This is a genomic window from Rubritalea squalenifaciens DSM 18772 (assembly GCF_900141815.1).
Taxonomy (GTDB): Bacteria; Verrucomicrobiota; Verrucomicrobiia; order Verrucomicrobiales; family Akkermansiaceae; genus Rubritalea; species Rubritalea squalenifaciens.
Genome location: NZ_FQYR01000007.1, coordinates 76,520 through 103,333, shown reverse-complemented (window position 1 = coordinate 103,333; position 26,814 = coordinate 76,520). Strand labels below are relative to the sequence as shown.

Annotated in this window: 19 protein-coding genes; 9 read left to right on the top strand and 10 right to left on the bottom strand. The window is 50.5% G+C overall.

The genetic code is table 11. The features are described 5' to 3' along the window. Positions 1–117: 117 nt before the first annotated feature. On the bottom strand, positions 118–1,581 hold the full coding sequence (locus tag BUB27_RS17105) for a PDZ domain-containing protein (protein WP_143185110.1): 1,464 nt from the start codon (positions 1,579–1,581) through the stop codon (positions 118–120). Positions 1,582–1,623: 42 nt separating this feature from the next. After that, positions 1,624–3,129, bottom strand: coding sequence for a S1C family serine protease (locus BUB27_RS17100; RefSeq protein ID WP_143185109.1), 1,506 nt, complete (start codon positions 3,127–3,129; stop codon positions 1,624–1,626). A gap of 111 nt (positions 3,130–3,240) precedes the next feature. Between BUB27_RS17100 and BUB27_RS17095 the strand changes: the two genes are divergently transcribed. Next, the gene (locus BUB27_RS17095) at positions 3,241–5,226 is read left to right on the top strand and encodes a DUF455 family protein (RefSeq protein WP_159435051.1); all 1,986 of its coding nucleotides are present in this window, start codon (positions 3,241–3,243) and stop codon (positions 5,224–5,226) included. On the opposite strand, the gene BUB27_RS17090 is transcribed toward BUB27_RS17095, so the two are convergent. The 3 genes from BUB27_RS17090 to hemW all read right to left on the bottom strand — a co-directional run bounded on the left by BUB27_RS17090 (position 5,223) and on the right by hemW (position 7,993). Next, on the bottom strand, positions 5,223–5,771 hold the full coding sequence (locus tag BUB27_RS17090; RefSeq protein ID WP_143185107.1) for a hypothetical protein: 549 nt from the start codon (positions 5,769–5,771) through the stop codon (positions 5,223–5,225). The genes BUB27_RS17095 and BUB27_RS17090 overlap by 4 nt on opposite strands. Positions 5,772–5,874: 103 nt before the next feature. Then, on the bottom strand, positions 5,875–6,771 hold the full coding sequence (argF, locus tag BUB27_RS17085; protein ID WP_143185106.1) for an ornithine carbamoyltransferase: 897 nt from the start codon (positions 6,769–6,771) through the stop codon (positions 5,875–5,877). A gap of 121 nt (positions 6,772–6,892) precedes the next feature. Further along, positions 6,893–7,993 carry a radical SAM family heme chaperone HemW gene (gene hemW, locus BUB27_RS17080; RefSeq protein WP_234991780.1) on the bottom strand — a complete coding sequence of 367 codons (1,101 nt, stop codon included), beginning with the start codon at positions 7,991–7,993 and terminating at the stop codon, positions 6,893–6,895. 46 nt (positions 7,994–8,039) lie between these two features. Here hemW and BUB27_RS17075 point away from each other — a divergent pair, with 46 nt between their 5' ends. After that, positions 8,040–8,957 (top strand): squalene/phytoene synthase family protein, encoded by a 918-nt coding sequence (locus BUB27_RS17075; RefSeq protein ID WP_143185104.1) that lies wholly within the window; start codon positions 8,040–8,042, stop codon positions 8,955–8,957. A gap of 579 nt (positions 8,958–9,536) precedes the next feature. On the opposite strand, the gene BUB27_RS17070 is transcribed toward BUB27_RS17075, so the two are convergent. Further along, positions 9,537–10,610: an alpha/beta hydrolase gene (locus BUB27_RS17070; RefSeq protein WP_143185103.1), complete on the bottom strand. Its 1,074-nt coding sequence runs from the start codon at positions 10,608–10,610 to the stop codon at positions 9,537–9,539. Between the two features lie 161 nt (positions 10,611–10,771). Between BUB27_RS17070 and trpB the strand changes: the two genes are divergently transcribed. Beyond that, complete coding sequence (trpB, locus tag BUB27_RS17065) at positions 10,772–11,968, top strand: tryptophan synthase subunit beta (protein WP_143185102.1); 1,197 nt, start codon at positions 10,772–10,774, stop codon at positions 11,966–11,968. Positions 11,969–12,060: 92 nt separating this feature from the next. On the opposite strand, the gene BUB27_RS17060 is transcribed toward trpB, so the two are convergent. The 4 genes from BUB27_RS17060 to ruvB all read right to left on the bottom strand — a co-directional run bounded on the left by BUB27_RS17060 (position 12,061) and on the right by ruvB (position 18,857). Beyond that, positions 12,061–13,662 (bottom strand): sialidase family protein, encoded by a 1,602-nt coding sequence (locus tag BUB27_RS17060; protein WP_143185101.1) that lies wholly within the window; start codon positions 13,660–13,662, stop codon positions 12,061–12,063. Between the two features lie 150 nt (positions 13,663–13,812). After that, positions 13,813–17,268, bottom strand: a complete 3,456-nt coding sequence (locus BUB27_RS17055) for a mechanosensitive ion channel domain-containing protein (RefSeq protein ID WP_143185100.1) — start codon at positions 17,266–17,268, stop codon at positions 13,813–13,815. A 131-nt stretch (positions 17,269–17,399) separates the two neighbouring features. Beyond that, positions 17,400–17,663 (bottom strand): 50S ribosomal protein L28, encoded by a 264-nt coding sequence (rpmB, locus tag BUB27_RS17050; RefSeq protein WP_143185099.1) that lies wholly within the window; start codon positions 17,661–17,663, stop codon positions 17,400–17,402. Positions 17,664–17,840: 177 nt separating this feature from the next. Next, positions 17,841–18,857 carry a Holliday junction branch migration DNA helicase RuvB gene (ruvB, locus tag BUB27_RS17045; protein WP_143185098.1) on the bottom strand — a complete coding sequence of 339 codons (1,017 nt, stop codon included), beginning with the start codon at positions 18,855–18,857 and terminating at the stop codon, positions 17,841–17,843. A 106-nt stretch (positions 18,858–18,963) separates the two neighbouring features. Between ruvB and BUB27_RS17040 the strand changes: the two genes are divergently transcribed. The 6 genes from BUB27_RS17040 to BUB27_RS17015 all read left to right on the top strand — a co-directional run bounded on the left by BUB27_RS17040 (position 18,964) and on the right by BUB27_RS17015 (position 26,489). After that, complete coding sequence (locus BUB27_RS17040; protein ID WP_143185097.1) at positions 18,964–19,476, top strand: UvrB/UvrC motif-containing protein; 513 nt, start codon at positions 18,964–18,966, stop codon at positions 19,474–19,476. Between the two features lie 25 nt (positions 19,477–19,501). Further along, entirely contained in the window at positions 19,502–20,608 is a 1,107-nt protein-coding gene (locus BUB27_RS17035) for a protein arginine kinase (RefSeq protein ID WP_234991779.1), read from the top strand. Further along, positions 20,605–23,127, top strand: a complete 2,523-nt coding sequence (locus tag BUB27_RS17030) for an ATP-dependent Clp protease ATP-binding subunit (protein ID WP_143185095.1) — start codon at positions 20,605–20,607, stop codon at positions 23,125–23,127. The genes BUB27_RS17035 and BUB27_RS17030 overlap by 4 nt, the downstream gene beginning before the upstream one ends. A 560-nt stretch (positions 23,128–23,687) precedes the next feature. Then, complete coding sequence (locus tag BUB27_RS17025; protein WP_143185094.1) at positions 23,688–24,578, top strand: hypothetical protein; 891 nt, start codon at positions 23,688–23,690, stop codon at positions 24,576–24,578. Positions 24,579–24,653: 75 nt separating this feature from the next. Then, complete coding sequence (locus BUB27_RS17020; protein ID WP_143185093.1) at positions 24,654–25,130, top strand: hypothetical protein; 477 nt, start codon at positions 24,654–24,656, stop codon at positions 25,128–25,130. Positions 25,131–25,145: 15 nt separating this feature from the next. After that, entirely contained in the window at positions 25,146–26,489 is a 1,344-nt protein-coding gene (locus BUB27_RS17015; protein ID WP_143185092.1) for a hypothetical protein, read from the top strand. Positions 26,490–26,814 lie beyond the last annotated feature (325 nt).

Genomic DNA, 26,814 nt, shown 5'->3' with positions numbered 1-26,814 from the left:
GTAATCAAGGCATTTTTGGGTAAGTTTTAAGCCTGTAGCGATAGTGGGCCCATAATAGAAATGCCTCAGACGTATTTGTCTGAGGCATAATGAACTGTTTACTCTGTTTGTTGGGGCTTACTCCGTTTCGCGGGAAAGGGATGGAAGACCTCTCAAGAGGAGCTGACGATCTACGGTATCTGAGGTTTTAGAATCCAAGTAGATCTTGTTTGGGCTTTCATCGATTTCGATCGTATGAATGCCTTGCTCGTTTGGTTTGGAGAGCGCTTGGATCAGGGACGGGATATCGGCAATGTCTTGTCCATTGACTTTGGTGACAATCGCGCTGTTCACCTTCTCGTAGCCGAGAGTGGCTGGGGTGGGGATGGTGGCAGAGATGAAAACAATGCGGTTGCGGCCTTCTTCGTAGTCTTCAGGGTGGTTCAGGGCATCGAGAAGGTTGATCGGTGCGCGGTTTTCCCAATCCTTGCCGAAGGCTTGCAGGTAAGAGCTGGAAAGCTCCTGGAAGATAAGTCCACCTTTTACCAAGAAACGTGGTGCTCTATCATAGGTGTGGGAAGGGATGATTCCTTCAGGTGTGCGGGTGAGAACGGCACTGTGCTGGGATTTCTTTCCGTCACGCAGTACGGTCATTGTCACGGTGTCTCCAGTGGACTTTACACCACGGATGAGGTGAGTCCAGTAGAGCTGTCCGTAGCCATTGGCGCGGTAGAATCCTTTGCGGTCGATCTCGTTCCCATCGATGGCGAGAAGGACATCGCCTTTTTCAATGCCAGCCTTGGAAGCCGGGCTGTCTGGCTGCACTCTGGTGATGTAGAGCCCGCCTTGTTCGTCAGATAGCTTGAGCCAGTCACGGAAGTTAGGATCTGTAGTGGCAGTGGATGCAATGCCGAGAGACGGGAAGCCCACGTAGTCACCGTCAGCCGCGTCTTTAAGGAAGGCTGCTACGATTTCCGGGGCAATCACGTCGAGGAGCTGGTCCTTGGATGAATAGCTGGTGAGAAGTCCAAGTAACTTGCCTTTGTGCAATACGGGGATTGTGTAAGAATTAGCTGCGCTTTGGAGCGATGCCTTGATCTCATAAGTGAGGAAATAATGACCGTCTACAAAGCTGGAGACGATGTCAGCTCCCTGGAGGCGGCCCTCGGTGACGATGGTCATGCCGTTGTCCTCGAGCTGCACGATCTCCACTTCATCTTTCAGCTCCACGGGTGAGGAAAGTTCAAATGGTTTGGCCTTGGACAAAGCTTCCTTTCCTTTGTCTGTGGTGGGGACAACCAGAGCAAGATTGGCTTCATAGTCCACGGCGTTGACTTTGGCGGGGAAGGTGTGCAAGCCATCAGCGGTCTCCAGCTCAATAAAGTTGGAGTTAGCTACCATCTCAGCGGTGGTCAGTACTTTCTGACCGTTGAGAACAGCTCCGAGACCGCGGCGCTTGGATGGTGCCGTTTTTTCCCAAGGTTGAGAGGCATTGTAGCTTTGCAGGGTGGTAGACACCTTGATGATGGACTTGGAGAGGTCATTAGCCATGGCGGTGACCATTCCCATCAGGAAAATTGCGGTAATTTGAATCAGTTTCATGAGGATGAAATTGGTGGAAATTATATGGTGGGTGATAAAGGTTTAGTTCTCCAGATTGTGAGATTTGGAGACACCGTAGTTGCGCTGGACGCGCTCATTGGCCTGCTTGAGCTGCTTGCCCGGAAGAATCAAGGGACGATCAATTCCGTCAAACTCGAGCACGAAGAATTCAGGCATTTTCTCAGGGTTGAGCAACTGATGAGCCTGCTCCAGCGTGGTGACTTTGGTGCCGTTGATGGAGGCAAGTGCGTTGCCCTCAAAGCTCGTCACGAAGGAGTTGATGGGATCCTCGAGCACGTTGGTTAGGATGATGATGTCCTGTCGGTCTTGGAAGATACCGTCCTTGAGGTAGCCGGCAAAGAGCCTGCGTACTCGTGGGTTCTTAAACTTGTGTGCGGAATAGAGATTCAGGTTTAGCGGCTGGAATACCAGGCCGCCCTGAATGGTGTAGCGCGGCTTCTGACCGTACTGAATGGCATACATGCGTGCAGCTGGAAGGGTCTTGAGAGTGACATCGGCTGTCTGCTCTTTGCCTTCCCTGGTAAAGTTGAGTTTGACGGTGTCGCCCACAAATTTGCGTTCAACGATTTCGTTCATGTTCACCCGCTCACCGGCAAAGACTACGTTGCCAGATGAGTCGACCGTATTGCCATCGATTGCAGTGAGGATATCTCCAGGTTGCAGGATCCCGTCTGCGGAGCTGCCCGGAGTGACCTTGGTGATAAGTACACCTGGAGAATCTGGACCCAAGCCATAGACCTTGCGCATGGCAGGGTTAAATAGCTCGAACTCGTAAGTGCCGATCTCCACGTAGTGATCATACTTGCCGTCCTCGATATCCTTGAGGAAGCGTTTTACGACAGGTGTCGGAATCATGTAGCCGGTGTTGTCTGCAGAGGTTAGGCCTTGGAAGGCGACACCAGCCACTTTGCCGTTCTGGAGAACTGGGCCGCCAGAGTTGCCCGGGTTGATGGCGGCATCGATCTGGACCACTAAGTGGGAGTCTGCGCGGGTGTGGGAATAGGGGCGGAAATCAATTCGGGAGACGACACCGCGAGTCACGGAAATGCGCTCGCCACCCACAGGGTAGCCAATCACGCGGACTTGGGACTCAAGTGCTGGCACATCGCCAATTTCCAGATGAGGGAGATCTTCAAAAGGAGTGAAATCCTCGACTTCCAGCAAGGCCAGATCGCAGTCATGAGCCACATGCAGGACGCGGGCAGCGTGCTTGCGGGATGAGCCATGCATGGTGATGAGGACGCGGCGAGCATCGGAAACCACATGAGCATTGGTCATAAATTTATTCTTACCGATCAAGAAGCCTGTCCCTGTGCCACCACTGAAGCGACCAGCATTCCAAGGAGTTCTGTAGTCCGGGACTTGCGTAGCTACCTCGATACGAACCACTGATTTGTAAATATCAGCGAGTTGTAGCGCCTTGGCGACAGTCTCTGGAGATTCGGGTTTGGTGGCTGTTTCTTGGGCTTGGGTGGCTGCTTGGGTAAGCAGCAGAGCCGAGCAAGTGACTGATGTCAGTAATTTCATAGATATGGACGTTAGTCGGTTGGTTTGATTTTGAAAGATAGATTTCAGAATGAGAGGGCGATGTCAGGTGAAAGGGAGTTGCGGATTGTCTGGGTTCGGCTATGGAGGGGTATGGAACTACGTGAATTCGCAGAGCGGGTTTTGTATAGCGAGAGCCTTGAAGAAAAGCTTTTGCTGAACCCGCGTGAAATCACGGATTTGTCTCCAGATGCTGGATTCTCCATGCCTTCAGGTCCCGGTCGGCCAAGTGAGTTGCGAATCTCTGAAAAGGGAGTAAAAGCGGACTTTCCTGGGCTCAACCGTCTCGATGACGATGTAGAGCGTGGGAAGATGCTTCATTTCTTGGCCAACCATGAACTACTAGCGACAGAGCTCATGGCTCTTGTCTTATTAAAATTCCCCAATGCTCCTAAGGAGTTCCGTATGGGGGTGTTTGAGACCTTAAAGGAAGAACAGGCTCATACCCTCATGTATATGCGCAGAATGAGGGAATGCGGGGTGGAGTTTGGTGAGTTGCCTGTGAATGACTACTTCTGGCGTGTCGTGGCACCGATGGAGTCCCCGATGGACTTTGTGAGCCGGCTGAGTCTGGTCTTTGAACAGGCGAATCTGGACTATTCTGTCTTCTACGCGAAATTGTTCCGTGAGGTTGGCGACAATGGGACGGCAAGGGTCTTAGAGAAAATCTACGAAGATGAGATCGGACATGTGGGGCATGGTCTGAAGTGGTTCCGCAAATGGAAGCAAGAAGGAGATACCGATTGGGAAAGTTTCAAGAAGCAGCTCTATTTCCCATTGTCATTGGTGAGAGCTAAAGGAGTGGCGCCTTACAATGCCGAGGGAAGACTGCGGGCGGGCTTGGATCCAGAGTGGGTCGAAAAACTGGAGGTTGAAGAGCAGTCTCGTGGTCGTACTCCCGTGATTCATTGGTTCAATCCGAACGTAGAGGGGGAAGTTCTTGCGCAGAAGCTGGGTAAGCCGTTTCAGCCAAAGCGTAATGTGGTTCTTCTTGAAGAAGATTTGGACGTTCTGCCGATTGCTTGGGCTCGCCGGGATGATGTGGTGCTGGTGAACAAAATGCCCAGCCGCGATCACCTGAAAAACTTACGCAAGTGGGGTTTTGCGATGCCTGAGTTTGTCGTGATTGGTGAGGATGAAGATCTGAAGCAGAGACGGATAGGTGGCTTGAGACCCTGGGCTTGGGGTGGAAGAGCTTCCCAAGTGATGAAGGAGTTTTCTCATGACATGTCTTCTCAGGTTCAGTGGAAGTGGAGAGAGAACTTCGAGGACCGCTTTTTCTCCAAGCAACTTGGGGTAAAGATGGAAGAATTACTGGGTGGAGCTTGCGGCCAGTGGTTGGAGGATGAGAACGAGGTGTTTGAAGCAGTTCAGGCTTACGCGGGTAATGCTCTTATGAAAGCTCCTTTCAGTGCAGCTGGTCGAGGGCATTGCCGTGTTATCGACGGGGAGTGGACCGATAGCATGCGTGGTTGGTTGAAGAGAGTTTTGTCCGAGCAAGGAGGCGTGGTGGTTGAGCCATGGTTAGACAGGGTGATGGATTTCTCTTCTCAGTATGAAGTGAAACCCAGTGGTGAGATTAAGCACATAGGAATGGCTCTGGTGCTCAATGATGATCTGGGGCGTTTCCGAGGTATCGAAGCCAGACCCCGTTGGTCACATCACTTGGACGAGGATTTGAAAACTTTCCTTTTCCGGGATGCTGACGTTACCAGTCTCTATAAAGAGAAAATTCCTGAAGCTTTGGCTAAGTTGTTAGACGGATCAGGTTTTGTGGGGCCCATTGGAATCGATGCCATGGTCTATTGTGACAAGTCGGGTAATTATGTTCTACGTCCAGTGGTGGAGGTGAACTCCCGGATTACGATGGGCAGAGTAGCTTTGGAGCTACTTCGCAAGACGGCATCAGGGCTAGGTGGAAGATATGAGATTCTCAGGAAGTCTCAGATTGAAGACTTTGACGCATGGCTCGATACTTTGAATCCAGGCGAACCAAAGAAAGGCTTTGGTGCCGGTGATTACATCATCAATGATTCCTCGCAAGCAGAGGAGTTTTTAGCACTCTGGAGAGTTAGTTAGCCCGCTTGGCTGGGTTGCGGTGGCCACGGTTTCTCAACATTGAAGGCGAGGCGACGCTCTTCGTCGGCCATGACCGATTCACTGGTCACGAGCAGGTGGCTCAGTTTGCCTTCATAAAACTCTGCCTGGATCTCGATCATACCGGGCAGGGGCTCATAGAAGAGAATCGTATTCTCATCTTCCGAGCTATTGAAATAGGGCTCTCCGAAATCTACCAGAAATTCCTCCAGCGTAATCTCCGTGCTCAAGGTGTGTTGTGCACCCTGATAGATGATTGGCTGAGAGTATTTCTCGATAGTTAGAAAAACAAACTCCAGAGTGTTGTCTTGGATACCTAGCTCGATCCCTTCGTCAGGATTCTTGATCCAAAATATGGGCTCGTTGGTGTAGAAGGAATCGGCTGGGTTTGGAGATTGGCCTATCTTGCTGTGTCCTAGTGAAAAGGTATCCAGATTCAAGGTTTCTGGAACTGGGAGGGGGAGTCCATCCTCGTGGTCGTGATGATGAGAGAGCTTGGAAAGTAGCTTCTTGAGGATACGTAACATGTCCTCTTCTTAGCACAAATAGAGGATAACGCACGGTGAATCGGGCAATAAAAAAGCGTGGCCTCTTGAGAGAGTGCCACGCTGTGAGAATGACTTTTTGGTCTTATCTAGCAATCGTTGCCAAGACAGCCTTCTGGGCATGCAGCCTGTTCTCCGCCTGCTGGAAGATCGTGTCCGCGTGGAGTTCAAGAATTTGCTCAGTGATTTCTTTTTCACGGTAAGCTGGGAGGCAGTGGAGAACGATGTGGCCTTCAGCAGCATTCTTGAGGATCTCTTCATTCACCTGATAGGGGCCGAAGAGAGCTTCCTTTTCCTTCTGGCCTTCTTGGCCCATGGAGAGCCAGACGTCCGTGTTGATGACGTCAGCGCCCTTGATGGCTTCTACAGGATCGGTTGTCAGCGAGACGTTAGGAGCATTTACTTTCTCCATGAAATCACTTGGAGGAAGGCATGTCTCAGGAGAGGCGATCACCAACTCGAAGCCGAGATACTTGGCTGCCCAGATCCAAGAACGAGACATGTTGTTATCGCCGTCACCAATGAACACGCACTTCTTGCCTTCCCAGGTGCCGAGTTTTTCCTTCACGGTTAGGAGGTCAGCCAGGATCTGGCATGGGTGCTCGGCGTCGGTAAGAGCATTGATGGTAGGAATGTTTCCGTAGTTTGAGAAATCGATGACGTCCTGCTGGTCAAAGGTGCGGATGATGCAGCCGTGAACCATGCGCCCCAGTACGCGGGCTGTGTCTTTGATCGGTTCGCCGCGACCAAGCTGAATGTCATTGGAGGAAAGGAACATGATGGAGCCACCGAGTTCACGGACGCCAACCTCGAAAGAGACTCGGGTACGGGTGGAGGACTTGGTGAAGATCATCGCCCATGTCTGGCCAGAAAGTGGAAGCTCAGGATGGTTGCCTCGAGTCGCCTTGAGATCGACAGCCAGGTCGATGAGTGCATTGAGCTTCTCGGCATTGAGTTCTTCGATGGATAGTAGATGTTGCATGGGATTCTTGCTATTTGAGTTCCTCTTTGTGCGGGAAAGTGGGGAGATAAGCATGTTTTGGCGGAGCCGTGAATGCTAAATTTGCGTCCTTTTGAATACAAAAAAGGGTTTGTAATCGTCTTTAGAGTAGATGTTCGGTCACGGAGTCCACGAGTAGAGGGCCGCGTCCTGAGAGCCTGAGCGTACGCTCACTTGTGATTTCTGCAAGTTGCTCCTCGGCTAAAATGTTAGCTCGCTGCAGTTCATCAGGTTTGAGGAGGTCGAGAGGGAGCCCATCTGAGGTGCGTAAGAGCATGGCCACGCGCTCGATACGCAGATCTTCTTCACTGAGGTGCTCGATCTCTGTCTTGGCGTGACCTACGTGCTCGATTTGAGAAATGTATTTGTCCGTGTCCGGGGTGTTTTTCCAGCGCAGTCCACCAATGGTAGATACAGCAGAGGGTCCGAGTCCGAGATAATCTGCTCCTGTCCAGTAGGAATGGTTGTGGGTGGAGCGTTTTCCTAGCTGGGCATAGTTTGAGGTTTCGTAATGCTCGAAACCAGCCTCAGTCAGCAGCTCGTGCGCCAAGGTAAAGTACTGGGCATTGATGTCTGGATCATCGTGGTATTCCCCGGCAGTTAGTTTGTCGATGAACGCGGTGTCCTCTTCATAGGTCAGGTTGTAAGCCGAAATGTGATCTGGCTTCAGCGAGATAGCCGTGGCCAGAGTATCTCTCCAGGATTCCAGGCTTTGGCCGGGGATGGAGAACATCAGATCGATATTTATCTCGGGAATGCCAGCTTCCCTGAGAATGGGAACAGAAGCGGCAGCTTCCTCACGGTTATGCTCGCGTCCCAGTGTTTTCAACACCACGTCATCGAAGGACTGGATGCCTAGTGAGACGCGGGTGATACCGAGTGATTTGAAGAGTTGCGCCTTCTTGAGATCAAAGGTCGCAGGGTTGGCTTCAAAAGTGAGTTCTTTCAGCTGTGTTAGATCAAAAACATTATTGAGATGATCGAAGAGCAGGCGGAGGTGCGTGGGGGAGAGCATGGAGGGAGTACCGCCGCCCAGATAGAGGGTGGTAGGTTTCCTGTCGCCAATTTCGGCTACCTGATAGCGGGCATCATGGATGATGGCGTCGATAAAGGCACGCATGTCCGTATCGCCCGGCGTGTGCTTGTAGAATGAGCAGTAGGGGCAGATGCGGTGGCAAAATGGAATGTGAAGATAGAGGATCACGAAGATTTCGTTTCTAAAGTTGGATCAGATCTGTTTTATGTAGCGCGTGCAGCAGGAATCAGAACTAGGTCAGAGTGTGTTGAAGGGGGTATCCAGGTCCTTTTACCTGACCATTCGTCTCTTGCCCCGCTTGATGCGCGAACCTGTGAGTCTAGGCTATTTGCTCGCCCGGGCAAGCGATACCATCGCGGATACGGCAGAAGTTCCTGCACAACTCAGGCATGAGTGTCTGAATTTGTTTCTCACTGCAATGCGTGATCCTGAGGCGAGGAAGAAGCTGCTGGATAAGATGAACCAAGAGTTTTTGGAGTATCAGACCAATGAAAAAGAGCGTCTCTTGCTGGAAAGGCTGGGCGAGGTGTTCTCCTGGTATGACAGCGTATGGGAATGGTCCTGGAATGAAATAGCTGCGGTGATGGAGCATATTGTGGCTGGACAGATGAGCGATATCCAGCGCTTCGGGATTGATGGAGAAGACCGATTGGCTACTGCGGATGAGCTGGAGACATACTGCTTCCAAGTGGCAGGATCAGTGGGGGAGTTCTGGACCCGAGTAGGTTTCCAGACAGATCATCGCTTTTCGGGGATTGAGAAAGAAGATCTCATCAAATTGGGGATCTCCTATGGTAAGGGGCTGCAGTTGGTCAATATTCTCAGGGATATCCCGGAAGACTATGCCAATGGACGCAGTTATTTGCCAGTCGAAGGGGCGCTGAGCCACGACCAGCTTCTTGAGGAAGCTGCCATTTGGAGAGCGAAAGCCCGGAAGTCTATCAAAGACGGCCTCAAGTACGCAAAGTCACTCAGAGGCAAGCGGGCGAGAATGGCAACGGTTCTGCCCGCCTTAATCGCCCTAAAAACCCTAGATCTCCTGGATGAAGCCGACTGGGACCAACTCTATGACGGAGTCAAGGTAACCCGTAAAGAGGTACGCAAGTGCATCTGGCAGGCTTTGTTGTTTTAAAGGAGGGGATCAAGTTCAGCTTTGGTTCTGGGGGCTGTGTCGAGGCTCCATTCAATAACGCTGCGTACTATGGAAGGTGTAATGACTCCATCTGGACACCAGTCAGGACAGAGAAATCGTCTCCAACATCCAGTCTCAAGTGAATCCCCAAACTCTGCGCCAATAACTGTGAGGTGCCGTTGTTCCGAAATGCCTTGGTGCAGATGGAAACGGACAATGAACTTCTTGTCCTGCGAGATGATATTTAGTGCATGAAGGTTACCATCGACCGTTGTTGGGAAATCATCCAAGTCTTCGGTGACATGCCATAGAAATTTGCGACCTCCGACTGTGATTTTCCTACGATATTTTTTAGCTACTCCCATGTTGGTTGTGACTTTTGAGAGCCACATTTATTCACTTACCAATTCTAGACCTTCTGAATTAAATCGAATCCAATTTCTATCTAACGATAGGATAGGCTCTATTAACACTCTTATTTTCCCACTACATGACGGGCAAGATAGTTCCCATTTTTATTCTATGAAGATGAAAAATGTTGGAGTTTGTTGCATCTGTGTCTTTCGAGTGTGAAAACTATCACTTCTCCTCAGGAATCAGGAACCACTTGATGGCCTCGGTGACGTGCTCTTTGTGTAGGCCGTGCCCACCCTCGTAGAGTTCCAGGCGGGTGTCCTTACAATCAGCCTCCTTAGCGGCACTTGCTACGGAGTTGCGGTGCGACTCATTGACAAGGTTGTCTTTCTTTCCTGCGCTCATGAAGCATTTGATCTTTCGGTAGGTGCGTTTGTTGACGCGCAGACCGTCTACCGCGTACTCAAAGAAGCAGCCATTGCAGCCACCGAGGAAAAGTCCCCGAACGTCATAGCCATCTTCAGAGAGGAGGGCAGACATCCATTGGGAGTACTTCGCTCCTCCGGAAAAGCCGCCAACCATGACTGGCCAGGTCTTCGCACCGGGCCAGGTTTTTTCCAGAGTTTGCAGACATTCCTTGGTCATAGCCATCATGTTCGGAGTATTGAATCCCGCCAAGGTGTCGGGGATGGAATCCACCGAAAGCAGGATGGTGTTGTTGGTTTTGCAGCTATTCCAGTACGCCTTGGAATACTGGTTGTGTGTTTTTACATCGGCACTTACGTAAACAATGAAAATGGGGGTGGGCTTGCTTGGATCGAAGCCGTCGGGAAGGCCGATCTGCATGGTGCATTCCGTGATGGCTTTGCCGTCATGCATCTTGGCCAGCCATGGGTTTGGGTTTTCCTCCGCGACTTTCTTTCTCCAGCGCTTGTTGCCTTTTTCAGCGAACTCGGCGTTTTCAGGAGAGAGTTTTAAGGTGACTTGACTGATCTTGCCAGTGGAGATGGCAGTCTCATTGATTTTCCATTCGCCTGGATTGCTTGGCTCAGAAGACGGGGCCTCAGCACTGTCTTTCTCGGTATCTTTTGCTGCATTGCGGGCAAATTCTTGATCTTCTTCGGAGAGAGAACTCAGAGGTACCCGGTATTGCTTACCCTTCATCTCAAGGACGACCACGTCTCCGTCCAGGGATTTAAATTCGGCTTCGATTGTCTTGCCGCTTGAATTGGTCCAGGGGCGAGCCAGCAAGGGAAGGGAAGCTAGACACACAGTAAAGATAAGAGCTTTTCTAATCATTAGCCGATAATTGTTAGTTTAAGGGACATAGGTCAACCTAAAACTCAGTGCTCTACGGGGCTTGGAATGGGGTATTGAGAGGGCCGCTGTAAATTTGTGCCCAATGGTGAACTTATGTGGCTTGAACATTCCGTCTTGCTGGCTTAGGTAGGGCAAACGCTATGAGTAACACCCAATTACCAGATTCCAGCGGTCACTTCGGGACATACGGTGGTATGTTCGTGCCAGAGACTTTGATGGCTCCACTTCAAGACCTTGCCAAGTCCTATGAAGAAGCCAAGGCTGATCCAGAATTCCAGAAGGAGCTGGACTACCTGCTGCGCCAGTACTGCGGGCGCCCAACGCCTCTCTACTTTGCGGAGCGATGGACCGAGAAGCTGGGTGGTGCAAAGATTTACCTGAAGCGTGAAGACCTTCTTCACACCGGTGCTCACAAGATCAATAACGCCATTGGCCAGATCCTTCTCGCCAAGAAAATCGGCAAGAAGCGCATTATCGCCGAGACGGGTGCTGGCCAGCACGGTGTGGCGACTGCTACCGTTTGTGCCCGCTTCGGTCTCGAGTGCATCGTCTACATGGGCGCTGTCGATATGGAGCGCCAGGCTCTCAACGTGGCTCGCATGCGTCTCCTGGGAGCAGAAGTCCGCCCTGTGACTACGGGTCAGGCAACTCTCAAGGATGCAGTAAATGAGGCTATGCGTGACTGGGTAGCAACTGTGGATAATACCCACTACATTCTGGGCTCTGCACTTGGATCCCACCCGTTCCCGATGATGGTACGTGACTTCCACCGCGTGATTGGCCTCGAAGCTCGTGAGCAGATTCTTGAGACGGAAGGTCGTCTTCCAGATCTACTGGTTGCCTGTGTAGGTGGCGGTTCCAATGCGATCGGTCTATTCCACCCATTCATCGGCGACGAAAGCGTCAAGATGATGGGTGTGGAAGCTGGTGGTGATGGTATCGTCAAAGAGCGCCATGCAGCTCGCTTCCAGGGCGGCAAGCTTGGCGTGCTGCAGGGTACCAAGACCTGGTTGCTCGCTGATGAGGACGGCCAGATCGAGCTGACTCACTCTGTGAGTGCGGGTCTCGACTACGCAGCCGTCGGTCCAGAGCACGCATATCTCAAGGATATCGGTCGTGCAGACTACGACTATGCGACAGACGATGAAGCGCTCGCAGCCTTCAAGGAACTCTCCTCCACAGAAGGCATTCTCCCTGCGCTGGAAAGCTCCCATGCGATGGCATACGTGAGCAAGATTGCAGGCTCCATGCCGAAAGATTCTATCATCATCGCTAACCTCTCAGGGCGCGGTGACAAGGACGTAGAGCAGGCGGCCAAGTATCTTCTCAAGGACTGATCCTAGAGCAACAAGATCTATTAAAAGCAAAAGCTCAACCCGCGAATGCAGGTTGAGCTTTTCTTTATGAGTAAAAGGCGAGGTGGACCCTGTTATTTGATTTCGTAGGGCTTGCTCAGCTTGTCCTTGCCGTCAGTGAGTTCTTCGAGAGTGAAGCGTACGAACTTGAGGGACTTGTAGCCTGGCTCGTAGAAGACGCCGATGGAGCCGTCTTCGAGGATGGTGATCTCGGAGTAGGCGGACGGGCCTGAGTCGATGACTTTGCCCTCGCTCCAGGTCTTGCCTTCATCGTAGCTGATGCGGACAGTGAGATTCTTACGGCCTTTCTGGGAGCCCGCATTGCAGAAAAGAAGGCGGTCTTTGGCATAGCCATCTTTCTTGGCGGTGTAGCGGATGATGGCGCCGTTGCATCGAGGGTCGATGAGCTGGTGCTCTTTCTTGGAGGACCAGGTCTTACCTTTGTCCTCTGATACATGCACCCAGCGGTAGCCGCCGCCAACACGCGAATTCACCATCAGTCGACCGTCAGTGAGTTCAAGGACACGGGATTCGTCAGCCGGCTTGATCTCAGCATCCTCTAGTTTCCAGGTCTTGCCGTGGTCATCGCTGGAGAAGATTTTTACACCTTTGCCGAGGATTACGTAGTTGTGGATGAGCTTGCCTTCAGCCGTCTGGCTGGCACGACCGGAGGAAATGAATTTGAAGGAGTTCTTCCACTCAGGCTTGGAAATATCTTCCGTAATGTCACGAGGTTCGGACCAGGTTTTACCGTGGTCCTTGCTGCTGCAAACCATGAAACGGAATTCCTTTGAGGGTGGTTTCGCCATGTAAGAGAAGAAGATGAAGATCTCACCAGTTTCCCTGTCAAGTACCATGGAAGGATCCGTACCACCGTGCTTGGCCGGGAAGTCGGCGACAATTTCCATAGGGCCCCAGGTCTTGCCGTTGTCGGTACTGCGCTTGATGACGATATCGATGTCTCGTGAACCAAAGTGAATCAGGTCTCCTGCATTGTTCCTACGTGCATCACAGGCTGCGATAAGGTCACCGTTCTTTGCTGTGATGATGGAGGGAATTCGGTAGGTGTTGGTCTTGTCTTCTCCGCCTTTGAAGACGGTAGCTGAAGAAAGGAGCTTCAGTGGTTCAGTAGGAGGAGGGAGGAGTCGTGGGATTTCTGTAGGATTTGCTGGTGCCTCCGAGAGAAGCTCAATGTCATCGAGCAAGAGACCAGTCTTATCAGCGGAAACGACCTCAAAGGTGATGTCGCTAATTTTGCCACCCTCTGGCAATGGCAGCTGGATGTGTGATTTGAAACGTGCACCTGTCACGATGACCAAGTCCAGTTGGGATACCTTTACCTTTTTGCCGTCCACTGTAGCGCTCAGCGTGCATTCGAATGGAGCTTTGCCCGACCAGCGCTCGGCCCAGAAACTGATACCTTTTGCTGATTGGGCATCAGAAGGGACATGAAGACGTACAGCCTGCTTGCCTCCGTGAACATGAAGTGAGTGCTTGCCGGACTTGGCGAAGCGGTTGGTGACGGATGCTTCGGTTACCTGCCAGGTTGAATTTTGGCTCTTGAGTTCCTTGTTGTCGATATCTTCAAAGGATTCCTGGTAAAGGGGCTTAGCAGCGAATGCCAAGCTCGTGGAGCAGGCTAGTGCGAGACAGGTGGCTAGGGTGCAATGTTTCATAGTCAGAGTGGTATCTGTTGTATCTGTGTATTCTACCCTGATGGCAGAGTAGATACATGCACCATTTCACCCGGAAGTTGTTGTTCGCTAGGGAGAATGACTGGTCTGCTTCTAAATCCAGCTATGCAGGATGCACTGGTTGGTTTCTCTCTATTCCTTGTCCTGCTGATTCAGAGCCTCTGACAGATTGGTGACCGAGCGGATGTGGATATCGCGCTGTGGGAAGGCGATCTCGATGTCGTGTTCGCGGAAAGCCTTGTCGATCGCGAAGCGCAGTTCTGACTGCACGGGAATAAAGTCCTCAATACCATTCACATGGCAGCGAAGCGTAAAGTTGAGTGTGGAATCTGCGAAATCCTGGAAGATTACGTCGGGCTTCTGGCTTTTGACCACGCGAGAATTCTCTTCAGCTACTTTAAGCAGCTCTTTTCTGGCAAGTTCTGTGTCTGAGCCGTAGGCGATGCCGACAGTCACTTCGGCTCGAAGCAGGGCGTCCTTGAGCGTCCAGTTGACCACTTGTCCTGTGATGAACTCTTTGTTGGGAACAACCAGCTCACGGTTGTTGAGCTGCTGGATAGTGGTGGCGCGGATACGAATCTGGGTGACCCGGCCGGAAACGTCTCCGACCGTGATGTAGTCACCCAAGCGAATCGGGCGCTCGAACAGGAGGATGAGGCCAGCCACGAAGTTCGCGAACACCTCTTGGAGACCAAAACCGATGCCCAGGGTGACGGCTGCCGCAATCCACTGAACCTTGGACCAGGTGATGCCGATGCGGGCAAAGGCGATGATGATACCGACCACCACGATGGTGTAGGTGATCGCTGTGGTGACGGCAAAGCTGCCACCAGGCTTCAGGTTGAGTTTGCTGAGCAAGGTGAGTTCTAACAGGCTCGGGATGTTCCGGGCTGCTGTGAAGGTCAGGAATAGGGCTATGAAGAAGATGAGAAGGTCCTGGAGGCTGACCCGATTCTTCTCGGCATCCAATATATCCGGTAACGGGGTGCTGGATTCATTGTTCGAAGTTGAACTATCGGCGCTGTTATCTTGCGAGGAATCAGGGGATCCAGGTGTGACATTTTTCAGCATGTCAGTTGGGGTATTCACTGCTGTGCCCTCTGTCTTAGCTGTAGGGTGATCTCCCCAGAGGGTGACATCATCTAAGAAGGACAGGGCTGGAAGTGAGGTAGACCAGACAGCCCACAGGCTGAATGCTAATGCGCAGGCAGCACCGATCTTGATGAGGCGAGTCGTTTTCTCCTCCACTTCGGCCACATCCACAGCCTTTGCTTTGACTTCTTCGAGGGTTGGGATGTCGCTTGAGGATTCAGAGGATTCCCCGTCCTCCTGCTCTTTCTTCTTGCGTTCCGCTAGCGCTATTTCACGGCGTTTCAGTGCCTGGCGGATCGCCAGATTACGGCGGGAAACCAAGCCCCACCGTAATAGCAAAGCCACCACTAGAAGTGTGGAAAGTATGATGACTAGGGAGGAGAGCAGTTGATTGTGGATGGTCAGTACTGAGGACAGATAGCCAAGGTAGGAGCCGATGATTAGAGCTGCCGGTATGGCTACAGAGAGGACGCAGGCGATCTTGGCCAGCTTGCTCGGATGGTTGCCGGAGTAGAGAACTTTGTTAGAAGGTTTGGTGATCAGGAAAAGTGCTACGCTGCTAACTGCGACCGTGATAATGAACATGATGCGTCCACTGTCATTTGTCTGATTTAGGTTAAGTAGCAGGTAGGTGACAAAGACCAAGGGAATACCAGCTGGAAGATACCATCTGAGGTGTTTGTAAATGGTAGATGTCCTTTCTTTCCCCAAATGGATGTGGGCTTCCAAGATACTGTATGGACGGCTGAGGCGGCGTAAAACTCCAACAGCCAAGCTAAAAGCAGCCAAAGCCAAGAGAGCGTTGAAATACGGAGAGGTGACTTCTGTACGCCAAGCCAAGAAAGTAGACAGTAGGGGGATGGGAATGGTGAGAGCCAGAACATTCAGCAGGGCCTTGACGGTCGGCATAAAGGACGAGCAGTTTCTCTTGGTGGCTCGCTTACCCTCGTCTGTGAGATTCTTAATGATTTTGGCCTTTTTCAGTATCAGGATAAGAACGAGCAAGAGGACTGGCGCCCAGAGGTACCAGCGATCTTTTAAGTCTGTCCACATGTCCAGTAGCCACTCTCCACCTTCCGTAGGGGAGAATGCATGTACGATAGCATTGATCTCATCGGTGAAATCACTGCCATTGATTTTCTCGGCACTGGGAATCCAGAGGAGTTTCTTGTCTAGAAATAGGGCGTAGCTGGAGCATACATTGATAGCTTCTTTGGTAGTGCCAATCGTTTTGGTCAGATCCTGGTAGTAGCTTCTGTAGTCGAGAACGAGTCTGCCCATGAGCTCTCTCTTCTGAGCCATGAGTTCCTTAATCGTTTCCTTATCAACTCCATTATCTTTGTACTGATCATGGAGTGCCTCAATTTGAGAGTCGAGGTCGATGAGTTCGGTGGCAGAGCGGTTTTCCAGTTTAAGGAGTTCCAGCTGGGCGATGGCTGACTCCGAGAGTTGATTTTTTAAATCATCTCTGAGCCTGTCGGCATCTGGGATATTTGAGCGCTGGATGCGTAATAAGCGTCCAGTCTCGCTATCGATCTCTAGCTTGGCATCCTCTAGGAGTTGAATGCGGTTCTTAGCTGTTGCTCTCTGCTTGGTTATACGGTCAATCTGTTCTTCCAGATTGTTCCTGTAATTATTGATGCTGGCGATCTTTGCGCTGAGCCCGTTACTGCCGGATCTCATTTCCGCCATCTTCGCGTTGTCTTGAGCGATTTCGGCTAGTTCGGGGAAATTGGAGAGGGTGGCTGCAAGGATGCGGGCTTTTTTCAGTGCTTCTTCGCTTTCCTTGATACTGAGCTGTTGCTGAGCTTTTTGCCAATTGGCCTGAATCTCAGTGAGCGCTTTGATGTTGTTAGCAGCAACTTGAAGCTTGGTGCGTAGTAAGTCTGCTTCTGCGAGATACAGGTCCTGGGTGGTCTTGAGCAGATTCAGGTGGGACTCGAGCTGTTGTTTACGCTGAAGCTGGTATTCCTGCTCGGCTCTCTCTTGCGGGCTGCCATTGGAGCTAATATCGCTGCGGAGTTTAAGATCATTGAGCTCATTGCGCGTTTTGCTGATCTCATTTGGAATCCGGTTGGTTTGAGTGGCCCTGTAGCTTTGCTCGCTCTGGAGGTCTTTGTGCTTTTGACGCTGGTTCTCTAACTCGGAATGAATTTCATCGAGCTTTGTTTCCAGTTTTCCTCGTTCGATGTCTTCTGGAGGATTGGCCGGGAAGCTCGGTTTAGGTGGGTTTGAGCGCAGCTTGGAGAGTTCCTCCGGTGCTTTGGTGATCCGAGTTTTATATTCTTGGATGGTATTGAGATTGGACTCATGTCCTTCGGCTTTCAAGCGAGCCTTTTTCAATAAATCCAGAACCTGCTTGTTTTCGGCGGGGGATTTCTCAAGTTGAGTAATCTGGCTATTGAGCTCACTGAGGCTTTTTTGGGCATGCAGAGGCGCAGCCAAAAAGAGAGAAAGCGTAAGTAGAAGGGATGTAGGCGCTAGAGTGAATCTCATGTCGTAGTGCCCTAAACTACATGTTAGTTTAGCTTCTGTCTATCATTCCTCGTGATTGAGGGGAATAGGCACAAAAAAATACACCACCCGAGGACGGATGGTGTATTGGTAAAATCTTTTGGAAAGTGGGCTTAGATGATGCCTGCTTTCTTAAGAGTGACGTAAGCGCCGTTCTTGTTGATGGTTTTGATCGCCTTAGCGGTCAGCTTAACCTTTACGTAGCGGTCAAGCTCAGGAACGTAGATACGCTTAGTCTGAAGGTTTGGAGCCACGGTGCGCTTCACGGTCTTAGTCACGTGACGACCGATACCACCCTTTTTCTTAGCGAGACCGGAACGGTGGATTCTACGTCCTACGCGAACCTTGGAGCCTCTGATGCTGCATACTCTTGCCATAACTTTTGAAAACTGTTGTTGCTGGGGCGCGGATGTATACAGCGGATCAGGAATAGGTCAAGGAATTTTATCCCTTTAATTGTAGGAAAAGTGGATTTCTCTGGGAATGTTTTGTGCTGGTAACAAGCTAGTTCCGGGTGAGGCCTTGATAGTTAAGATGTTTAAACTATTAAGTGGTCAGAACAATTCGTTCTGCTTGTTTTGGGGTGTTGCGCCTATTTTGGTGTAGGCAGCAGGCAGTGCAACGCGGCCTCGCGGAGTACGCTTAAGGAAGCCTTGCATGATGAGAAATGGCTCGTGGACTTCCTCCAGGGTGGAGGCGTCTTCACCGACGGCTACGGCGATCGAAGACAATCCTACTGGTCCGCCGTTGAACTTGTAGATGACAGCTTCGAGAATGCGGATGTCCATTTCATCCAGGCCATCCTCATCGATTTCAATCATGGCAAGGGCGGCATTGGCTGTATCACCATCAATGGTGCCATTGCCTCGTACTTGAGCGAAATCGCGTACCCAACGAAGCAGGTTATTGGCGATACGAGGGGTGCCACGGGAGCGGGAGGCCACTTCTGTAGCTCCGTCTGGACGGATATCGATGTCAAGGAGTCCTGCGGAGCGCTGAATGATGACGGCGAGTTCTTCGCGGGAGTAATAGTCTAGTCTGTTGACCAGACCGAAGCGAGAGCGAAGCGGGGAAGTGAGCATGCCCGCACGAGTCGTGGCGCCGACTAGGGTGAACTTAGGCAGGTTGAGCTGGATAGAGCGTGCGGATGGGCCGGAGTCGATGATAATATCCAGACGGAAGTCCTCCATGGCTGGGTAGAGGTATTCCTCGATGGCGGGATGAAGACGGTGGATTTCATCAATAAAGAGGATGTCTCCCTTCTGTACATTGGTCAGGACACCGGCGAGATCGCCCGCTTTTTCGATTTGTGGGCCGGAAGTTGTATGAAGATTGGTACCGGCTGCTGCGGCAATAATATTGGCTAGGGTTGTTTTCCCCAGTCCAGGAGGGCCTGAGAGGAGGATGTGCTCGAGGACGTCTCCGCGGCCTTGGGCGGCTTCTACCATGAGCATAAGCCGCTCTTTGACTTTGTCTTGTCCGTGGAACTCACTAAATGCTGGTGGACGTAGCGAGAGATCGAATAGGGTGTCAGGAGCTTTGGATGATTGCTCGTAGAATGACTCGGACATGTTGTGAGTTTTGTGGGGTGGGTGTGAAGTTTCAAGCTGGGATTGGATTTGAGGCGAAAAAAATACTTCGCAAACCTGCTGGGGCGTGACTAGGCTGAGGGCAGAGATGAAGTGCGAACTTTGTGATGCAAAAGCGACGGTTTACTACACGCAGCTGATAGATGGTCAGATGAAGAAGATCTGTCTTTGTGAAAGCTGTGCCGAGAATAAGGGCATCATGGATCCCAGTGCTTTCTCGATGGTGGATGTGATTCTTGACAAGGAGCCTCAGCAGGCGGCCGTGGCGAATATACCGATGTCTTTAGATAGTTGTGACCACTGTGGCTTTACTATAGCGGATTTTAAAAAAGTGGGCCGTCTAGGATGCAGTCATTGCTACACGGTATTTCGCGGTGAAGTAGAAGGCATGCTCTCCAAGATGCATCGCGGGACCACCCATGTTGGCAAGGTGCCCGAGGGTATGATGGATGCTTTGGAGAAAAAGCAGCGTCTGGAGCGACTCAAGCAGAAACTCGACGAGGCAATTCAGTCAGAAAAGTATGAGGAGGCTGCTACGCTGAGGGACGAGATCAAGGAGTTGGAGGAAGAGGCAAAACCAAGTTCAACGAAGGAGGGCTAGTACCTTGATGAGATTTTCAACATTAATGAAGCATCCAGCTGACTGGATGATTGGCAAAAACGCGGATAATGCGGTTGTGATTACTAGCCGCATCCGGCTGGCCCGTAACTTGAGGGATGTCTCATTCCCCGGCTGGGCTAAAAAGACGGAACGCGTTGAGGTGATGAATCAGATTCGTCCAGTGGTAGAGGATCTTCGCTGGATGAAAAAGGCATTCTCGCAGGAATTGAGCGAACTTGATTCCATGCAAAAACAGGTTTTGGTCGAGCGCCATTTGATCAGTCGTGAGCAAGCTGCCCGCGCGGCAGGTAGTGCCGCCGTGATCGACAGGGGGCAGAGGCTCTCACTCATGATCAATGAAGAGGATCACTTGCGCATGCAGTCCATTCGTGCAGGTCTTCACCTACGTGAGGCGCATGATCTGCTCAATGAGGTGGATGAGAGTCTCGAACAGGAGCTGGAATTTGCTTTCGACAGGCAGCTGGGTTATCTCACAGCATGTCCTACGAATCTGGGGACTGGAATGCGTGCCTCTGCCATGCTGCACCTGCCGGCCTTGGTTCTCTCTGATCAGATCGGTCAAGTTCTGCAGGCTGTGAGCAAGATCGGTCTGGCTGTACGCGGATTGTTTGGTGAAGGCACAGAGTCCCTGGGGCATTTGTTCCAAATCTCCAATCAATCAACTTTGGGCGAAAGTGAAGACGCGATTATCAACCGTCTTGAGCGTGTGATCAACCAAGTGGCGAATCATGAACGCAATGCGCGCCTGAAAATGATGGAGGAAGAGAAGGGGATGATTTCTGATAAAATAGGCCGTGCCTATGGCATTCTCAGTTATGCTCAACTCTTCGACTCCATAGAGGCATTTGCTCATATCTCATTGATACGACTGGGGGCAGACCTGGGCTTCTTCCCGGAAGAGACCATGCACATGTGTGATTCTCTGATGATGGAGATTCAGCCGGCACACCTTCAGATGATTGCAGGTACCGAATTAGAACCCGAGAAGCGTGATATTATTCGTGCAGAAATATTACGCGATCGGTTGCAATCTTTGGATGCGCCTGTTAATAATAATACGAATAACCAAGCTGAAGGGGATGGCCCCGACGGCGACCACCCGAACGAATGAATAATTTCACTCCCAGAGCACAGCAAGTCCTGGCATTAGCACGCAAGGAGGCAGAGAGATTCAACCACAATTACGTGGGTACGGAGCACCTTTTGCTCGGGCTCATTAAGCTCGGCCAAGGGGTAGCAGTGAACGTACTTGAGCGAATGGGGCTGGAACTCGAAACAGTCCGCATTGAAGTGGAGAAACAAGTGGGTTCAGGTCCAGAGCAAAAAATTTCCGGCCAGATCCCTTATACTCCACGCGTTAAGAAGGTGCTAAACCTCGCGAACAAGGAAGCCAAGCAACTCAATCACTCCTATGTGGGGACTGAGCATTTGCTGTTAGGCCTGCTGCGTGAAGGAGAAGGTGTCGCAGCTCGTGTGCTTCAGAGTTTGGATATCGATATCCAGCGTACGCGCCAAGAGGTGCTTGCTGAGATTGATCCTAATTTTAATCCGGAAGACGACGAAGATGTGTTCGAAGTTTTCGAAGAAGAGGAAGAAGCGCCGGGTTCTGAAGGTGATGATTCTCCCGAAGGCAAGACCAAGACTCCAGCCCTCAAAGCGTTCGGCCGTGATCTCACCAAGATGGCTATCGATGGTGAACTTGATCCAGTCATTGGACGTGAGTCTGAAATTGAGCGCGTGATCCAAATTCTCTGCCGTAGAACCAAGAACAACCCGGTTCTCGTAGGTGAAGCAGGTGTTGGTAAAACTGCGATTGTTGAAGGGCTTGCCCAAGAAATCGTATCGGGCAATGTGCCTGAGATCTTGAGAGACAAGAAAGTGGTTACACTTGACCTGGCTCTCATGGTTGCTGGTACCAAATACCGTGGTCAGTTTGAGGAGCGCATCAAAGCCGTGATGGATGAGATCCGCAAGGTGAAGAATGTGATTCTCTTCATCGATGAGCTTCACACCATCGTCGGTGCTGGCTCAGCTGAAGGTGCGATGGATGCTTCTAATATCATCAAACCAGCTCTCAGCCGTTCCGAACTTCAGTGCGTCGGTGCGACGACTCTGAATGAATATCGCAAGTTTATCGAAAAGGACTCCGCTCTTGAGCGCCGCTTCCAGCAAGTGAAAGTGGAAGAGCCAAGTGAAGAGGATGCCATCGAGATTCTCAAAGGCCTTCAAGAAAAGTACGAGACTCACCACAAGGCAACATACACGCCTGAGGCGATTGAGGCAGCTGTAAAACTTTCTTCCCGCTACCTTACTGGGCGTTATCTGCCGGACAAGGCGATTGACGTACTGGATGAAGCTGGAGCGAAAGCCCGTATCGGCCAGATGACTCGACCACCAGAAGTGAAAAGTCTTGAGGTCGAGATTGCTGAGATCAACAAGAACAAGGTTGCTGCGATCAACGAGCAAGATTTCGAAAAAGCCGCTGCGCTCCGGGATGAAGAGAAGAAGACCAAGCAGAAACTTGAAGATATTCTCGAAAACTGGAAGGCGGAGAGCGAAGAGAAGACAGTGCCTGTGGGGGATGATGAGATCATGTCTGTCATCTCCAAGTGGACTGGTGTCCCATTGCAGCGCATGGAGCAGAAGGAAGCAGACAAGCTCCTGAAGATGGAAGACGAGCTGAAGTCCAAGGTCATTGGCCAGGACGAGGCTGTTGTCGCCATTAGTAAGGCTCTGCGCCGTTCCCGTGCTGACCTAAAGGATCCACGCAGACCAATCGGCTCCTTCCTTTTCCTCGGGCCTACAGGTGTGGGTAAGACATATCTTGCCCGTAACTTGGCTGAGTTCATGTTCGGTGATGCGGATTCCCTGATTCAGATCGACATGTCCGAGTACATGGAGAAGTTCTCCACTAGCCGTCTGATCGGCTCGCCTCCAGGATACGTGGGTTATGAAGAGGGTGGTCAGCTTTCCGAAGCTGTTCGTCGCAGACCATATTCCGTCATTCTTTTCGACGAAGTGGAAAAGGCTCACCCTGACGTGATGAATCTTCTTCTCCAGATTCTTGAGGAAGGTGTGGTTACGGATAGCTTTGGTCGCAAGATCGACTTCCGTAATACGATCATCATTCTTACTTCTAATGCGGGGGCGTCTACAGTGAAGCGTCAGACATCCCTCGGTTTCGGAGCCATGAATGAAGACGAGGCTGATTTCGAAGGTATGAAGAAGAAGATCATGGAAGAGTCCAAGAAGGCCTTCCGTCCTGAGTTCCTCAACCGTCTCGATGACCTGGTCGTCTTCCACATGCTCGAGAAGAAAGATCTCGATGTGATTGTCGATCTCGAGAGCGAGAAGCTCTTCAAGCGTCTCAGCGAGAAAGGCATCACCCTCAAACTCGAAAAATCAGCCAGAGAGCTACTTATCGAGAAGGGCTACGATCCGAACTATGGTGCACGCCCAATGCGTCGTGCTGTCGAGCGCTACATGGAAGATCCACTTGCTGAAGCTCTCCTCAAGGGAGATGTCAAAGAAGGGGACACGGTCAAGGTGTCTCGCAAGAAGGACGCCGAAGAGCTTGTCTTCAAGGCTGTGAAGAACAAGCCGAAGAATGGTGAGACAGCGACTACCTAGTAGCGACTATCCAGACTGAATGATTTCAACCGCTCGGTTCCCATGAGATCCGAGCGGTTTTTTGTTGGCTTGTGGTATAGTGTGAATCTCTATTCATTTTTCGGGTTGGGTTCAAATTGTGTAAATATCGTCAAATATTAAAGAGTGAGGTGGTGGTGATTGCCTGTGTTGAGCAATGCTCGCTTACTCAGATAGGGGGTTTTATGATGTATTTGTGAATTTTTTTTTACTTGGGTTAGTAGGGTGACGAAATACGTCAAGAAGGGTAGATTGAAAATGAATAGAATGACATGTGTTCTGGTGGGGGCTTTAACTATGGGGCTTTCAAGTACTTGTTAGGATTGTCTGGGATGACATAGAGTTTCCCAAAAGCGGCAACAGCGACTTATCTGCTGTATTTAGACGAGGCAAAGGGCTTTCCCGATCAATCAATTTACTTGCAATCTGTTTAATTCTAAGTACATAATGCAGACGTTATTCAATAGTGGTCATTTTTAATCGCGCCTCCCCCTATTTACGCGATGGCCAGATGAAGATTAACGCCAACCACATACAAAACCATGAAAACCGTCATTACTACCCTTGGAACAGCAGGTCTACTTACAGTAGCAGCCCATGCCGACCTCACCCTGGCTGCGCCAGGTATGGAAACCGCTGAAAGCTATCAGGGACTTAACATTCAGGAATCCATCGATCTTGGTCAGTTTTACGAATACAAAGTAACAGGCTATTCTTGGCTTCTTATCGCTGGCAAGCCATACGATGGTAAAATTCACCCTTCCTCAGGCCAGTTGGTAAAAGCTACTGGAAACGAGCAGTATGTTGGACAATCTATCGCTCAGTCTTCCATCGCAGGTAGCAAGAGTGGCACCAAGTGGGTAGTTGAAAATGCGAGACTCACTGCCTACAACATCGAAGATGATGCTTCTGACAGCGTGCTCTTCGACTCCCCAATCATCTTTAAGAACGAAAACGTGACCGTTGGTTGCCGTGAGGTGACCAACATGGAAAATGACGTTGAAAGCTACATCATTGTCCACGGTGTCTCCATGAAAGAGCCGCCAGTACCGTCAGGCGATCTTCAGGTGAATGGTCTTGTCCGTGAGGGCTATCACACCAGTCTAAACTGGATTCTGAAGCGTGAAGGCATCGAAGGAACCGAGCCATCCGTAAATACTGGTGTGTGGACGGATGAATCCACACCAGGTGAGACTTCGGCCAAGCCTCCGGGTGAAAAAGAAGAGGAATCTGATCCTACCGCTACTGATGCATGTAATAGTGGTAAAGATAAAACCAAAAACAACAATGGTCACGGTAACAATGTTGATGGTGTAGATTCCTCTAACCCTGCCCAGAAGAGTAAGAACAAGTGGGATGACACAGATCCTGACGTTGATGATGAAGCATCAGGTGGAGATCGTGTAAATACTCCTGGCTCAATGAAAAATTAGAGTTACTTCCTAAGTTTCAAGTCAGACCCAGTAATATGCTGGGTCTGATTCGTCTACTAGTTTCATTTAAGTTTTATGTCTCTGCATAAAAGTTTTACTCTGTCTCTTCAGCTTGTATCTCTGCTAGTCATTGGAGTATCAAGTTTAACCAATGCCGAGCCGGCTCAGCCGACTCAACGTAAAAAGCCTAAGATTGCTGAAAAAGTTAACATCTACAAGGTGTCAGCCATTTTAGTCAGCAGCTCCAAGCATACGGTCGTTCCAGAGAAAGCCATTCTCTATACGCCTGACGCACTCAAATCCAAAGTCGCGAAGAAGCCGGAAGGTGAGTTCGTGAAATGGTCTTCTTTTTACAAGAGTAACTACAGCTGGCTTCACCTTATGGAGGTGAGCCTTGAGCAGGCACGAGGACTGAAGCCAATAGATAAGACCAAGATCGAAAATCTCCAGCGTCAGGGCAAAATGATCATCGCGGTATACAAGAAGAACCCGATCACCGTCACCCCCTACAAGGAGAAGGAATCCGAGGAGACGAAAGAAGCTAACCAATAGAGAGGAATCAATACCATGTACAAAAAAGGGATCAAATTTCTGGCTGCATGTCAGTTAGCCGCCATCTCACTATTTTCTCAAGTCAGTACGGTGAACGCCGCGACAGACTTTATTCTGCAGATCACGCCGGCGCAGGCCACCTATGACTCAGACCTGGGCGCATGGATGTGGACTAATCCGGAGACCAACTTGTATGAGCAGGCTACTGTGGTTCAGATTGATGTGGCTGGACCAGAGGGTGTTGGTGTTGAGACTGGTGATGTTATTTCATCTCTGCCGATCGATAAATATGGCTCGCGCTTTATCCTCTTTGGTTCTGGCATTGCACCGGACACCAACTTGTACAATCTGAAGGAAAAGCTGGTGCACCCCTACCGCCCACAGGTGGAGATCGTAACAAGTTCCGAGGATCAGTATGAGGGAGTGACCCGTACTCGTGCCGATGAGAAATATCAGGGAAAGATCTATATCACGAACTTGATCGGTGACACAACAGCGCCGGAATCAAGCCGTAAGGTGCTCTTGGAAGTGCTAACCTCAGAGTATGAGGCTGGCCGTGATCGAGTTTCTGAGTATGGCGACCTCAAGAGGGTGGTTGAGCAGATCTACATTGTACGCGAAGGTGATACTTGGTACTTTGAAGATGTGGATAGTGAAGAGCGTGTGTCTTTCTCACCTAAGACTGAGTACAAGGACGGAGTAAGCTACTACACACTTACCTGTAACACATTGTCTTCTCTTCTTAGCGAGTTTGAGTACAAACAGAAAGGGGAAGAATACATCCGTGTTCTAGGGCTTCCTAACGAATTCGAGTATGTGGTAGATGAACACGGCAACGTAGAGCAAGCCGACTGGCAGATTATCGATGAGGAGAAAATCCAGGTATGGCCGATTGCTGATGCGTCACTACTCGCAAAATTGGCGGATGAGCCATTCACCTTGAGTGGACGTACACTGAATAAGTTCCCATCACTGATTGTCGATCTAGTAGATCTCTATCCAACGAGTAAGACATATGTTCGTATCTACAAGGGACCTGCCGTCGAGAACTACACAGGAGAGCAAATCATTCTTCAGGAAGTGGTGGCCAATGACTATGACCCGACCAACTTCAACACGGTAACGCCTCAGCGTGAAACCCAGATCATTTCCTCTGAAAGCTGGAACCACAGCGAGCTTGAGGATGGTGAGTATACAGTCGAAATCATCACTGAAACGCCATTCACAGAGCAAGTGGTGGACGCAGACGGTAATCCTGTGGGGATTAATACAAAGAAGCTTAGACTGGTTTATTCGACCTTTAGCTTGAAGCGTACTGTCCAGTTCTTTGGTAACGCGACAGACTCAGAGAATAAGTAGTCGCTTATTAGTACCGACATATTTAATGAAAGCACCAAGCGATTGCTTGGTGCTTTTTTTATTTCTAAGTTTAGGCCGTGAGGGTTATGTCCTTGAGGTTCTTTGCTATACTATTTGGTTGCCTGATGGCTGCAGTATTATGAGCAATGGGTATGTCTGAGCTCTAACATAATTTGATGTGTAATGTCTGATCTGGGCTCACGCCAATCATCGAGATTGTGGGGGATTGGTATTTAATGGTTGAAATTTAGGGGGTTATCCTTTAAGAAGGTCACTGATTGCTCGTGTTTGTCGATTTTTTATCAATCAGTCAGCTTGGGCGTCT

What these genes read in the sequence shown, in the direction of transcription:
- BUB27_RS17105 (WP_143185110.1), bottom strand. Translation starts at nt 1,581, where the DNA reads ATGAAACTGATTCAAATTACCGCAATTTTCCTGATGGGAATGGTCACC.
- BUB27_RS17100 (WP_143185109.1), bottom strand. Translation starts at nt 3,129, where the DNA reads ATGAAATTACTGACATCAGTCACTTGCTCGGCTCTGCTGCTTACCCAA.
- BUB27_RS17095 (WP_159435051.1), top strand. Translation starts at nt 3,241, where the DNA reads ATGGAACTACGTGAATTCGCAGAGCGGGTTTTGTATAGCGAGAGCCTT.
- BUB27_RS17090 (WP_143185107.1), bottom strand. Translation starts at nt 5,771, where the DNA reads ATGTTACGTATCCTCAAGAAGCTACTTTCCAAGCTCTCTCATCATCAC.
- argF (WP_143185106.1), bottom strand. Translation starts at nt 6,771, where the DNA reads ATGCAACATCTACTATCCATCGAAGAACTCAATGCCGAGAAGCTCAAT.
- BUB27_RS17070 (WP_143185103.1), bottom strand. Translation starts at nt 10,610, where the DNA reads ATGATTAGAAAAGCTCTTATCTTTACTGTGTGTCTAGCTTCCCTTCCC.
- trpB (WP_143185102.1), top strand. Translation starts at nt 10,772, where the DNA reads ATGAGTAACACCCAATTACCAGATTCCAGCGGTCACTTCGGGACATAC.
- BUB27_RS17060 (WP_143185101.1), bottom strand. Translation starts at nt 13,662, where the DNA reads ATGAAACATTGCACCCTAGCCACCTGTCTCGCACTAGCCTGCTCCACG.
- BUB27_RS17055 (WP_143185100.1), bottom strand. Translation starts at nt 17,268, where the DNA reads ATGAGATTCACTCTAGCGCCTACATCCCTTCTACTTACGCTTTCTCTC.
- rpmB (WP_143185099.1), bottom strand. Translation starts at nt 17,663, where the DNA reads ATGGCAAGAGTATGCAGCATCAGAGGCTCCAAGGTTCGCGTAGGACGT.
- ruvB (WP_143185098.1), bottom strand. Translation starts at nt 18,857, where the DNA reads ATGTCCGAGTCATTCTACGAGCAATCATCCAAAGCTCCTGACACCCTA.
- BUB27_RS17040 (WP_143185097.1), top strand. Translation starts at nt 18,964, where the DNA reads ATGAAGTGCGAACTTTGTGATGCAAAAGCGACGGTTTACTACACGCAG.
- BUB27_RS17035 (WP_234991779.1), top strand. Translation starts at nt 19,502, where the DNA reads ATGAAGCATCCAGCTGACTGGATGATTGGCAAAAACGCGGATAATGCG.
- BUB27_RS17030 (WP_143185095.1), top strand. Translation starts at nt 20,605, where the DNA reads ATGAATAATTTCACTCCCAGAGCACAGCAAGTCCTGGCATTAGCACGC.
- BUB27_RS17025 (WP_143185094.1), top strand. Translation starts at nt 23,688, where the DNA reads ATGAAAACCGTCATTACTACCCTTGGAACAGCAGGTCTACTTACAGTA.
- BUB27_RS17020 (WP_143185093.1), top strand. Translation starts at nt 24,654, where the DNA reads ATGTCTCTGCATAAAAGTTTTACTCTGTCTCTTCAGCTTGTATCTCTG.
- BUB27_RS17015 (WP_143185092.1), top strand. Translation starts at nt 25,146, where the DNA reads ATGTACAAAAAAGGGATCAAATTTCTGGCTGCATGTCAGTTAGCCGCC.